This is a genomic window from Sphaerospermopsis sp. LEGE 08334 (assembly GCF_015207205.1).
GTDB lineage: Bacteria > Cyanobacteriota > Cyanobacteriia > Cyanobacteriales > Nostocaceae > Sphaerospermopsis.
The window spans coordinates 1-13262 of sequence record NZ_JADEXH010000041.1 but is presented as its reverse complement, the minus strand read 5'-3'; the positions used below and the strand labels follow the sequence as shown (position 1 = coordinate 13262).

The 13262-nt window shown below is 37.8% G+C and carries 6 protein-coding genes; 1 reads left to right on the top strand and 5 read right to left on the bottom strand.

Going from position 1 to position 13262, the window contains the following annotated elements; translation table 11 throughout:
• Positions 1-182 precede the first annotated feature (182 nt).
• The 5 genes from IQ237_RS20140 to IQ237_RS20120 form a co-directional block, all read right to left on the bottom strand.
• Entirely contained in the window at positions 183-2468 is a 2286-nt protein-coding gene (locus IQ237_RS20140) for a caspase family protein (RefSeq protein ID WP_194058417.1), read from the bottom strand.
• Between the two features lie 749 nt (positions 2469-3217).
• The gene (locus IQ237_RS20135; protein ID WP_194058415.1) at positions 3218-5911 is read right to left on the bottom strand and encodes a tetratricopeptide repeat protein; all 2694 of its coding nucleotides are present in this window, start codon (positions 5909-5911) and stop codon (positions 3218-3220) included.
• 390 nt (positions 5912-6301) lie between these two features.
• Positions 6302-8194 (bottom strand): serine/threonine-protein kinase, encoded by a 1893-nt coding sequence (locus tag IQ237_RS20130; RefSeq protein ID WP_194058413.1) that lies wholly within the window; start codon positions 8192-8194, stop codon positions 6302-6304.
• Positions 8195-8249: 55 nt separating this feature from the next.
• Positions 8250-9515, bottom strand: coding sequence for a WD40 repeat domain-containing protein (locus IQ237_RS20125; RefSeq protein ID WP_228020523.1), 1266 nt, complete (start codon positions 9513-9515; stop codon positions 8250-8252).
• A gap of 226 nt (positions 9516-9741) precedes the next feature.
• A complete protein-coding gene (locus tag IQ237_RS20120) occupies positions 9742-11946 on the bottom strand; it encodes a S8 family serine peptidase (RefSeq protein WP_194058409.1) in 2205 nt (734 codons plus the stop codon).
• 275 nt (positions 11947-12221) lie between these two features.
• Here IQ237_RS20120 and IQ237_RS20115 point away from each other — a divergent pair, with 275 nt between their 5' ends.
• A complete protein-coding gene (locus IQ237_RS20115; protein ID WP_194058407.1) occupies positions 12222-12695 on the top strand; it encodes a helix-turn-helix domain-containing protein in 474 nt (157 codons plus the stop codon).
• Positions 12696-13262: the final 567 nt, after the last annotated feature.

The window sequence follows — 13262 nt, the reverse complement described above, 5'->3', positions numbered from 1 at the left end:
AAGTAGGTAGGCGTTGAAATTTATCGTTGTGGTAAGGCGGGAGGGATGAGGTTTTTAGGCATTTTACATTTTGTTACATAACTTGTTTTTTTCATGCCGACTTACTTAGGGGTTGCTGAAAAAGTCTTGTAGTGGAGACAGGGAACAGTTTCAAGAGTTCGATGGGAGCGATTTTTCCTTTTTCAACCCCTTAAAACTTCAAAGGCGATCGCCATTGCTGCCAGTTTTTTCGTATCAATACCACGAACATTATCTGGGAGTTCGGTTGTCGCCCAGTCAGCACTGTTACGAGTACCTGCATCTAAATCATTGAGCAAATTATCTGTCACTTCTAACAGATCATCATTAACATTCATCGGACTTCTACGATTTTCTAGACCCCTGCGTTTAGCAATTTTTTGTAATACTCTTAGGGAAGTTCGTAAAGGTGTGGTACTAGCAATAACAAGTGCTTCGGCAACGCCCAAGGGTTCACCAATGGTAAGTTTAAAGCCATCACGACCAGCTTGAGGAATTACTAATTTTTGTTTTGGCTTGATCAATGCTGCTGTTTCTGAAGCTGACCAATCATTAGGATAAATAATCGTCATTGTTCCTTCAGCATCAATCACTAAAATACTCACGTAGAGATGACTAGATTCATTATTTTCTATTTGGAAAGCAATTTGTGTTCCTACGGTTAATTGAGGTATCCCTAACTCAGAAAACTTGACAGGTGATACTGGTACGGTTGGGTTTGAATCTACGGGAACTTTCTTAACACCACGAATAGCAAAAGTTTCAGCAATGATTTTTTGGCTATTAGCAATATTCATGGAAACAGTCACATTTAGCCGTGATGAATTTGTATTCCCTAAAACCTGCTTAATAATTCGTGCTGCCAGCAGGGATTTAAATTTCGGTTTTAATCTGGTTATTGCTTCTTGGATAGTTTCTGTAGTTTCACCAAAAGAAGCAGGGAGAATCGCATCTTGGCTGGGTAAAAATAAGCCTAAACTACCTACTTGGGGAAGATTTTTGATTCTATTTTTTTGTAATTCTTGTAATTCTGCATACTTGGCTTGAGTCATACGCCCAAAAATGTACTGTACTTCAGAAATGCCTAATCGCTTAGGTTCAATACGATTAACTGCTTGCAGAAATTTGATTGCTTGCTGGGTAGTGTTATTATCAAAAGATTGATCAATACCAATTTTTAAAGTTAGATTGTTGGGAATGCTACGGATACGTTCTTGTAATAATGTTCCTGGTTGTAGCTGTAAATTTTGCTTTGTGGGAAGTAGTTTACCTTGGCCGATCAGTCCTTGTCGTGACTCTAGTTTGACTAATCCTCGTTGACTACCTTGACTATCTAAAGCCGTAAAAATAGCGCCTTTTTTAAATGCTTCTAGAGTTTGTGAATCTAGTCCACCTAACCATAATTGTACTTGGTTGTTTTCGACCTTAGTGATTACAGCTTCGGCTGAGATTGCTTGTTGGGGTGTAAAATAAATGGGTGTGTTGGTGTTTTCTTGGGTCAGATTCGATTCTACTTGTGGATTTTGATAGTTTCCTTGCTGATAAGCCAAAGCTGCTGTACTTCGACCAACATTGACGATCGCATTATTGATAGATTGATTATTGGTTTGTTGCCATAAATACTGGGTTAAAGCATAAGTAAAAGCACCTGCATGGAAGTCACTAAAATTCATATCAGCAGCCCATTGATCCCGTTTGGCACTAGCAATAACAACTCCCTTAGCTACTGATTTTTTGCTAAGTTCAATAAACTTTTCTGGTGATAGATTCAAACGTCCTAACCATTGTTTCTGATAATTAAGTTCTACTGAACTAGGTTTAAGCCCTTCACCACCAGAACGCGATCGCACCCGCAAATTTCCCCTTGTCCCACCACCAGAATGACAAGAATCTAATACTACAGTCACATTTTCTGTTTTCAAGGCAGACATAAGTAAAAATAAAGTGCGTCCCATAATATCTGATACCACACCACCAGTAATTCGATATGCTTCTGGTAGTTTGCTATCTATAGGAACTAAAGTGCTATTGAGTCCATCTGGTTGATCTCGATCTGGATCTATAACTCTTGAACCATGTCCAGAAAAGTGAAATACTACCACATCTCCGGGTTGTGCTTGGTTAATCAAATGTTCTTCAAAAGCTGTCAGGATACCTTGACGAGTAGCTTGTTGATCTGTCAATGTGACGATATCTTGAGGGTTAAAACCAAAGCGGTGAATTAATAACTCTTGTTGTAATTTGACATCAGTTACACAACCTTTTAAAGGTGGAATTATCCCAGAATATTGATTAATTCCCACCAGTAAAGCTAGTTTGCGGGGTGTATTTTGAGCGAGAACTTGAGCATAGCGATCGCCCTGGTGCATTATATCTAATTGGCTAATACCAACTGTTGCTAAGGTAGAACCAGCTAGTTGTAGAAAATGACGGCGTTTGATATTTAACATGATTTATTCCTCGTTATTTATTGTATGTAATTGGTGATGGGTGATGGGTGATGGGTAATTGGTGATGGGTAATTGGTGATTGGGTGAAATTATCCTTAATCTCCTGACTCCTGTACGGGTTTAGCAGTGATCATTGGTGTCAATTTAAGCTAAAAGTGGTTTATTTGTTTAGCTTCCAAGCCCGCCATGAAATGAATTTCATGGCTAATAATCAAAGTTTACTAAAGTAAACTAAAGATTTAGACAATTAAGCTGTTGGACATTTAACTTGCATATTCCTGACAACTAAAACTCTTGTGGAACAGGCATCCCAATACTTTTCGGTTAAGCCCAAAAAATAAAATTCTGTAGGTTGGGTTGTTCGCGTTAGCGTTGCGATAGCTTGCGTGGCGACGCAGAAGCCATAGCAATGGAACGAAACCCAACATTATCTGAGGGTTTGTTGGGTTGCGCTATCGCTTAACCCAACCTACAAAAATCCTTAACCGAACAGTATTGACAGGCATCCTGCCTGTAATAATTATGCAAATTAAAGGTTTATCAGCTTATTAGTCATCTTTAGATGACTTTTGCTATTAGACTGGGAATTCATTCCCAGTCGGGCTATGGGTTTTACGTTAAGTTGACACTTATGATCAGTGCTAAACCCGTACAAGAGTCAGGAGATTAAGGATAATTTCACCCTATCACCCATCACCCATCCCCAATCACCAATCACCAATCACCAATCACCAATCACCCATCACCATTTATTCAACCTCACCAATTAAAGTAAAAGCAGCCCAATGATAAGGACTTTGATAATTTTTATGTTTCATTGTTGTTAACATCGCTTGTCTTAATGCCGTACCTTTATCAAGTTTTTGTGCCATATTTTTATAAAACTCCGTCATCAAAAACGATGTAGAATCATCACCAACTGACCATAAAGAAACTACAATACTGGGAATACCAGCACTAATTAAAGAACGGGATAAACCAACCACACCATCACCAGTAATATCTCCTTGTCCTGTATCACAAGCACTAAGAACTATCAGTTCAGCATTAAGTTTTAAATCCAGAATTTCCCCTGATGTTAAAAAACCATTATCTTCACCACTGGGAGCAAAAGCGATCGCACCTGGTACACCAAATCCTTTAAAATCATCAATAAAGCCATGAGTGGCAAAATGAATAATTCTGGCTTTGGGCATTTTTTGGACAATAGCTGTTTTAGTAGCTTTATTACCTGTAATTGCTTGAGTTTTCAACAATTCGGCAATTTTTACCGCTTCTATTTCTGCACCAGGGAGAGGTGATTCTTGTTCATTGGTGATAGGATTTTTTGGCATAGTAGGATTACCAACTACTAATATTTCCCTACCAACTCCTGATTTTTTAAGGGCGTTTTTTCGCTTGTGGGTTAAATCTAAAACCTGAATAGATGGTGCAGTCAGAATAGTATGTTTTTCAATTAAATATTTACCTTTTTCATCTTGCAGTGCGGGGAAAGGAACAAGGAATAATTGACTTTGAGGAATGAAAACAACTCTTTCAGTTTCCTTTTTGGGTAAAAGATCCGCAATAGGTGTAATTAGTAATTCATGGAGTCTTTGAAATCTTCCTTTGACTGGGGCAGCATTAGGATCTAGACTAGCTACAATACCCCCTCTCCTTTTCACACCAATAGATTCACGACTATTATCAACGAGTTTTGCTAGAGTGGTATTTTCTTTTTGCCACAGGGGTTTTAAATCAGATTTACGAAAAGTAATTTCACCTGTGGGTTTAATCACCCAGATATAAAGTTCTGATTCTTTGGTTTGTTGTTTACCATCAATTTTCAAATCATCAGGAATAATGGAATATTGAACCAGTGTAGCATTTTGTTGTTTGGCGATTTTTTGTAATAAGGAAATAGTGGGTTTATCAACAGTAGGTTGTGAGGTTTGACTGGTATTTGTGTTAGATAAGCGTGAAGTCAATAACTCCACAAAAGCCCTAGCACGTCCTCTTTCAGAAATTTCTAAAGCTTCATGAGTTTTATTTTGAGTAATGAGGACTTGTTGTAATGCGCGGTAAGTGCGAGCTTGTTCTTCAAAAATAGAGACTTTGTAGCTATCATTGTCACCTAATTTTCCTCTGATAGATTCCCATACTTCAATGGTAGTAAAGAGAGTTGTTTCTGCTTGTGGGAGGTTGCCAGATTTATAGAAAGTTGCACCTAGATTATTTAAACTTCTTCCTTCCCCTGCAATGTCTTTGATTTCACTGGCAATGGCTAAACTGGAGGTATGGTATTCAATGGCTTTGGTGTAATCTCCCAGTGCATAGTAAGCAATTCCCAGATTACCTAAAGCAGCACCCTCACCATTACGGTCTTTGATTTCACGGGCAATGGCTAAACTAGAGGAGAGGTATTCAATGGCTTTGGTGTAATCTCCCAGTGCATTGTAAGCAACTCCCAGATTACCTAGAGATTGACCCTCACCTAAACGGTCTTTAATTTCACGGGCAATGGCTAAACGGGAGGAGAGGTATTCAATCGCTTTGGTGTATTCTCCCAGTGCATAGTAAGCAATTCCCAGATTACCTAGAGATTGACCCTCACCTAAACGGTCTTTGATTTCACGGGCAATGGCTAAACTGGAGGTGTGGTATTCAATGGCTTTGCTGTATTCTCCCAGTGCATAGTAAGCAAGTCCCAGATTATTTAGAGATTGACCCTCACCCCTACGGTCTTTGATTTCACGGGCAATGGCTAAACGGGAGGTGTGGTATTCAATGGCTTTGGTGTAATCTCCCAGTGCATTGTAAGCATTTCCCAGATTACCTAGAGATTGACCCTCACCTAAACGGTCTTTGATTTCACGGGCAATAGCTAAACTGGAGGTGTGGTATTCAATGGCTTTGGTGTAATCTCCCAGTGCATGGTAAGCATTTCCCAGATTACCTAGAGATTGACCCTCACCTAAACGGTCTTTGATTTCACGGGCAATAGCTAAACGGGAGGTGTGGTATTCAATGGCTTTGCTGTATTCTCCTAGAGAGTAGTAAGCATTTCCTAGATTACCTAGAAAAGCACCCTCACCTTTACGGTCTTTGATTTCACGGGCAATGGCTAAACTAGAGGTGTGGTATTCAATGGCTTTGGTGTAATCTCCTAGTGCATAGTAAGCAACTCCCAGATTACCTAGAGATTGACCCTCACCTAAACGGTCTTTGATTTGCCGATAAATGATCAATGCTTGTTGCCAAGACTGTAATGCTGCTGTAAATTGACTTGTTTGATACTGTTCAATACCTTGCTGTAATAGTCTATCTGCTTCTGCTCTCCGCGCTGCTGGTGTTTGTGCTAATACCTGTGATACCTGGAATAACACAGGCAAATTAACCGCAGGTTGTAAAACCGTCAGAATAAATGTGATCAATGCAATTAAACGAATTTGGCGATGAAACATGGATTTTATCCCAATTCCTGAGAGAGTAAAGAGAATGGAGCCGATACCTTGAAAACATATATCTCTCATTTACTGGAGGATATGCAAAATCAAATCATTGTCAGATTTCTGACTGGGGAGATTTTGGTTAAGCCTGTAAAAATAAATACAGCTACTATAATTTGATAATAGATGTCATTAAGTATATCTTAATACGTTTAATCCATACTTGTGGATGATATCCGGTTAATTAGGAACTTCCAAATAAAAAAATATCCAAATATTATTTGTGGTGCGGGCATACTGTGACTGCGCTCAGTACAAGTCTTGCCCGCTAATAATCAATCACCAATTACCAATCACCAATTTTTTAACGTCCTTTTTTCACTGCTTGTACAGTTTATTCATTAACTACGGCTTGATCAGATTTTTCTCAGAATGACGGTATTTAGTAATTAATTTTTGATGCTGAATAGGTGCATAAAGCAGCATATACAAAAATGGTATGCCTGTAATTCCTAATGCCAAGATAGTAGATACATTGAAAAAGCCCCAGACAAAACCAAGACCTACACTAACTCCTAATACTGCTGCGAGTAATGATAAAAAATCATTGACAATACTCAAAATAATCCACATCAAAAAACTGGTTACAAACCCAATTATTCCGCCAGCAATTCCTCCCAGGAAACAAACATAAAAGCCTCCCATTAAAATTCCAAGTATCACATTAAAGATAATACCCACTAAATCACTAGGTCTAGATGAATCAAAAATTGTTCCCACAATACTGCCAATAATAACTCCCAATGCACCAACAATTATCATTCCAACAACTATAGTTTCGTACGTATTGTTCCAATAGTTATATAATGACATTTGTTCGTTTTCTTTAAAAGAGTCGTAAATTAGACGAATTGCATAAATTAAAACACTTCCTACGGCACCCAATATTGCGCCTACTGTGCCAAAGATCGCAGCACCTTCCATACTGTCTTTAATAGTAGGCATATTCCAGAAAACGATTTTATTATCTGCTAAAAGTGCAATAATCCAAGGTATAACTGCTAAAACTGTAAATGTAGCTATCTCTCCAGTTAAAAACGCCCAAATTAAACTCGCAGAAGATTTTGATTCTCTTCTTTCAATTGGCATAGGAGATGTCTGGACTTTTACATTTACAACATGAGTTGCAGGGTAGGCATTTGTATGTAAAAATAACTGGCGTTTATACAATTTGTCCGCCATCAAAAGGCTGGTATCAACTTGAATCTCACACCTTGTATAATTACCATGAAATTTAGTTGGTGTGATGCTAATCCAAGGGTGATATTTTCGTGTATGGGATGGGTCATGGGGATGGGGAGCAACTTCCCAACGACCTTTTAATAAAGTGTCTGGCATCACATTTTTAATAGTAATAGATTGGCGAATTTTTTCACCTAAGCGTGTGGCGACAAAATCCTGAATCTGCTGGCTAATCTCAACTTGTGGACTGCGGGTAACATCAAGAGGTATCAAAGCATTAAGGGCTTGTTTTGCATCTGTAAAACGCTCTTTGAGTCGGGGTTGTACCATCATTTCCAACCAGTCCAAAAATCGCAGACTAACATTAGGTAATAAATGTCGAAATCGAATTTGCGAGGGGTCATCTTCATCTATTAAATTTTCAATTTCTGTTGATTTAGTTCCTGTGAGTAAGCAAATTAATGTTATTCCCAAGGCATACAAATCTGTAGCTGTTGTAGGCTTTAATAACTGTTCTGGGGCAATAAAACCAGGTGTACCCACAAAAACACTACTATTTGATACTTCTTGACTGCCAATACGAGCAAAACCAAAATCAATTAGGTAAACATTTAATTCTGTGTCCACTAAAATATTTTCGGGTTTAATATCCCGATGAATGATAACAGGAATAAGACTTTGTAGATATGCCAAAATCTCTAATAATTGAATGGCAATTTGTTTGATGTTTTCTGGTTCAAAACTGCGAGAAACAGCTAAAGAATCAGCAGGAATATATTCCTGAACTAAGCAAAAGCCATTGACTGTAGGGAAAGCTCCCAAATATTTAGGAATCTTGGGGTGATTGAGTCCTTTGAGTATGTCTATTTCTCGCTGGTGAGCTTTAAATCCTGACCAATTGGAATCTATTTGAGCAAAAGAATATTGCTTGATAACTACTTGTTGATTTGTGGCAATAGATAAGGCTAACCAAGTAATTCTTCCTCCTTGTTGGTTATGTCCTAATTGGTTGATAACTTTATAACCTTGTTCTGAGAAATCTGGTTTGCTGTTCATAATATCTATGCTGGTTTTGTGAAATGTATTTTTGTGGCTATTGTTGAATTTGTATCTACTGATTTGTACCATTTATAAAGGGCATTTTCCAAAGATTAATATTATTCACCCCTTCAGAAGTTACTACAATCTTATTATCAGGACTAATAGCAAGGATATCTCCTGCTATTTTCACATTATTTTTCAACTCACCTGTAGCTAATTCCCATTTGTTGATACCATTTTCACGATAAGTAATCAGATGTTTAGCATCTGCACTAACTTTAAGAAAATTGAAATTAGTGCCATTCAGAGTATATTTGAAGTTACCAGTTTGTAAATCCCAAATTTTGACATCACCTCCATCATTATAATATATTTGAAGCCAACTAATAAGAGTATTATTAGTTATGAGGACAATAACACGATCTTTATATGATCTATCATGTCCAGTAAAGGTACTTTTGAGTTTGCCAGAACTCAAATCCCAAATTTTAATTTGTCCATCTTCCTCAGTGCTAACAATAGTCTTTTCATCGGGACTGATAGCAATAGAATTTATGGCGCTATTATGTCCTGTTAGTGTTTTTTCTAATCTCCCATTTTGTAAGTTCCAGATATTTAAGTTTCCGGTTTTATCCCCACTTACTAAAATGTTACCACTAGAGCTTATTGCCACATGAGTCAGTGGTTGGTTATGGACAAGATTATTTCTTAGTACACCTGTGTTTAAATTGAGAACCCTAATGAGATATTTTTTGATTTCTACTTCAGAAGAATATTTATAGCCATTGCTATCGGTAGTTTTGGTGCTTTTAATGATTTGAGTGCCACCATCAATTACTAAAGTTTTTCCATCTTGAGTTGTTTTAATAAAACCAATTTTTTCTGAGTTATTGAATTGACGTATTAATGCACCAGATAGCAGATTCCAAATTCTGACATTGTAAGAGTCAGCACTCACGATATACTTTCCATCAGGGGTAACATTGAGATAATTTACAACTCCTGTATGACCAGTAAGTGTGCGTTTTAATTCACCACTTTCTGGATTCCAAAGTTTGATAGTATTATCTTTACTACCACTAATTAGAGTATTATGATCTGCCGTTATTGCCGCAGAAGTTACTGTTAACGCATGACCTGTAAGAGTAGTTAGTAAGGGTTTATGTTCTACTTTAGGTGCTGGAGGTTCAGGTTTTTTTTCTGTTCCTATGGAAGTTGTTTGAGAAGTTGCTTGATTTTCAGATTTTTTCTCAGTGGGAGATATGATTGAAATTCCTTTGATTAGGAGAATTTGTACTCCCAGTAATATCATAAATGCGACCAGATTAAGTTTCATAAAAATCCCTTTTAACTGAGATAGAGTAGATTTTATTTTTGAACTACCTTGAAAAAAAGTAATAAGTAATAGGAAAAAATCACCCATCACCAATCACCAATCACCAATCACCCATCACCCATCACCAATCACCAATCACCAATCACCCATCACCCATCACCCATCACCCATCACCCATCACCCATCACCCATCACCAATCACCAATCACCAATCACCAATCACCAATCACCTTCTCCTCTTAACAGCTTGCACTGCTGCATCAGCATTTACAAGTCCTTTACCAAAGAAATATTGCTGTTCTTTCACAGATGCGGAAATTTCTCCCTCACTGCGTTGTAAACGATAAAGTTCGGCATCTTGTGGAGAAATAGTCAGTCCTTGATAACTAGCTGTAGATTCCAAAATACTCACCAATCTTTCTCTACTGATTGCTTTATTTTCCCCCTTCATTAAAGCCACAACTCCCGCTACAGTTGGTGAAGCAAAAGATGTTCCTTCTACCCACCAATATTTACCTTTGCCATCAACTACAGCAGACCAACGACTGCTAGGATCAGGTACACCTTGCCAAAAGGCATTTAAAGACGTTCCTCCTGTGGTGGGAATGCCACCTAATAATCCCGGTGTATTTAAGTCCCCTCCTGGTGCAACTAAATCTAATCCTCGACCATAATTACTGTAGGATGCACGATTACCTTTAATATTGGTTGCACCAACGGATATAACCCCTGGATAAGCAGCAGGAAATGTGACTCTGTTCCTGTTTTCATTACCAGCAGCAGCGACAATGACTAATTTCGGGTTCGCTTTGAGAACATCTGCGATCGCCTCTTCTTCTCCTGGACTTGGTAAGCTACTACCTAAGCTGAGATTAATGATATCTGCACCCCTGTCTGCTGCATAACCAATAGCTTCAATGTAAGCAGCAGGACTATAACTACCATTTAACCCAAATAACCGGATTGGTAAAATCTGCGCGTTGGGTGCTACTCCTAATACTCCTTCGCCATTTTGGGGTTTGGCAGCGATCGCACCACTGACATAAGTACCATGAAATTCTCCACCGACTTGATTGCGAAAAACATAACGCAGAACGGTAGCAATTTGTTCTAATGAATAATCAGGTTTTTGACGTTTTATTTGCAGTGCTTCTCTAGAATATTGCTGCACTAATTTAGCATCAGATAGTTGAAATGTATCCTGAAATATAGACCCTAAAATGGCTAATTCTGTGGGACTAATTCGAGTATCACCATCACCGTTTTCACAAGGATCTAAACTGTTACTGTTAGAGGAAAAATCCCAACCGTGAACTTCTCCGGGACATTTATCAGCAGCTTTGACGGTGTAAATATTATTGATCAAATCAGGATGATCCCACTGAATCAAACTATCTAAAACTGCCACAACTACACCACGTCCCCCGTTACTGCGTTTCCAAGCATCTGTCACCCGGACATCTGTACGAGTTACGGCTGATTTTTTACGGACATTTATGGGTTTTTGTAAACAAGTTTGTAGGGACTTCCAACTTGATATTTTTTCTTGTAAACATTGTTGTAAAGGTCTACTATCTAAATGCCAAGCTAATCCTAATAAATTACTTTTTGGTGTACTTCTTGCAGCAATACTTCTAGATTGAGAACTGTTTTGAGATGGGTTGGTTCGATTGGTATTTTCTGGTTTTGTTGTCTGTAACCAATCTCCAGTTTTCTGCATATTTGTGATTTGTTTGGTAGCAGTTTCTAGATTGTGGTTCGTCAAAGATTGGATAAAATTAGGCGTAGCAGATGTTACTCCTTTAACGCTATTAAGTTGATTAGATACACTGAGAATTTTTGTACCAGAGGCACTTGTGGATTTTACGAGATAGCGATCGCGGTTAAAACGTAGGGGACGGACAATTTCCAGATTGTTTTGTTGTAAAATTGCTTGTCTCTGACTTTGGGAAAGTTGCGATTGAAAGCTGAGGATAATTTCGTTAGGTACAACAATGATTTCTTGATGTTCGTTGCGGGTCAGAACTGGTAAAGTAGTTTGTACATAAGGCTGTTGTTGAATGCGTTGCTGTAAAATAGCTTCAGCATTTTGGATGTCTTTAGGCAAATTTACCAGAGCGTAATTTTCACCTAAAGGTGTTACCTGGGGTGGTGTAGTGCTACGAATCCCACTTTGTAAATCTTGTTGCAGTTGCAGGTATAAAGGAGGAGCGGACAGACTACGGGTTCTACCGAGTTGTTTAAAAGAAACAGCGATCGCATCCTGTCTTTGATTTAATAGTATACGTTGTCCTTTATATAGGTAAAATAAATCACCATTTTCTTGAGTTTGTGCAATTGCTTGAGGTGGGATAGGAAATATATCCACACTGGATAAAATAAAGGTGGTGATAAAAGTAGTGAGGCAAATGCTAGATTTAATGCGTTTCATAAGTGTTTACTGGAATTTAGAGTTTTTGACCGACAACTGCACTTGATTTATAAATATCTATCTCTCACCCAGTAAAGGATATGCAAAATTATGGAGTTAGGAGTCAGGAGTCAGGAAAAAATAACCGGACTTTTATTTCGCTCATTTCGCTCATTTCGTTGGTTGCGTTTATTTTGAATCAGAGTTAGTATGTAGTGAATGGTAATTGCAATCCATATTTTTCATAAGGAATAGATAAATGGAGTGCAATTCGATATTAGACGAGGCTGATATCTATGACACTCAGTACATATCAAACTAGCAGGATTGGAGTACCTACGGAAGAAGATGCTACTTTAGCAAAAAAAAGTAGTCAAACTTTGGCTGCTTATATAGGGAATAAGGATGCCTTTCATAGTATTAAAGTTGAGCTAGATGACGGTGTAAGTCAAACGGTTAAGATCCCATCACTGGCTTTTCAGATGCTTGTTGACATACTGGGACAAATGGCTAAAGGTCATGCTGTTACTTTCATACCTGTACACGCAGAACTCACAACACAAGAAGCTGCTGATATTTTAAATGTTTCTCGTCCCTATTTGGTAGGACTATTGGAAGGAGGAGAGATCCCATTCCGTAAGGTAGGAACACGGAGACGGGTGCGTTATCTGGATCTACTCAATTACAAAAACCAAATTGATGCTTTACGGATGGAAGCTCTTGATGAGCTTACTGCTCAAGCTCAAGAACTAGATATGGGCTATGAATAGTCATAATTAGCCAGATGCACTGCTAACAAGGAAACTTTGGAAATTGGAATACATTTAAAAATCAAGTAAAACTAAGTCAATTAGTTGCTAAATCGCTCCCTGACTTAGTTTTATCTTCAGTGTTATCAAAACTTTAAGCTATGGTCAAAATTTACTTAGTAGAAACTTTACTTGTCAAGTAAATTTGTTATGAGTACCAAGGTTAATATTTAAAAAATAACAGGGCAATAATAGTGTCTAATTTTACAGTTATATATGATGCTTGTGTCTTATATCCCACATTCCGCACCCCAAACTGTCCCAGAGGGAAATTACGGAGATGAAAAATCAAAGTTAGCGTAAAAACAGACATATACAGTGAAAAAAGCATTTGAGAAACAGTAAATCACCAAAAATGTCATCAAAACCTATTCTCAATAAGAAGCAATAAGAATGAACACCACCTGGAGAGGTTAACAGATAAAGAAAAAAAGATATTTAAGAAAAAATCATAAAATAGACTAATATTTCCAGGATAAAAATAAAATTATAGACATAGTAAAATGGAGCTATACATCAAAGAGACTA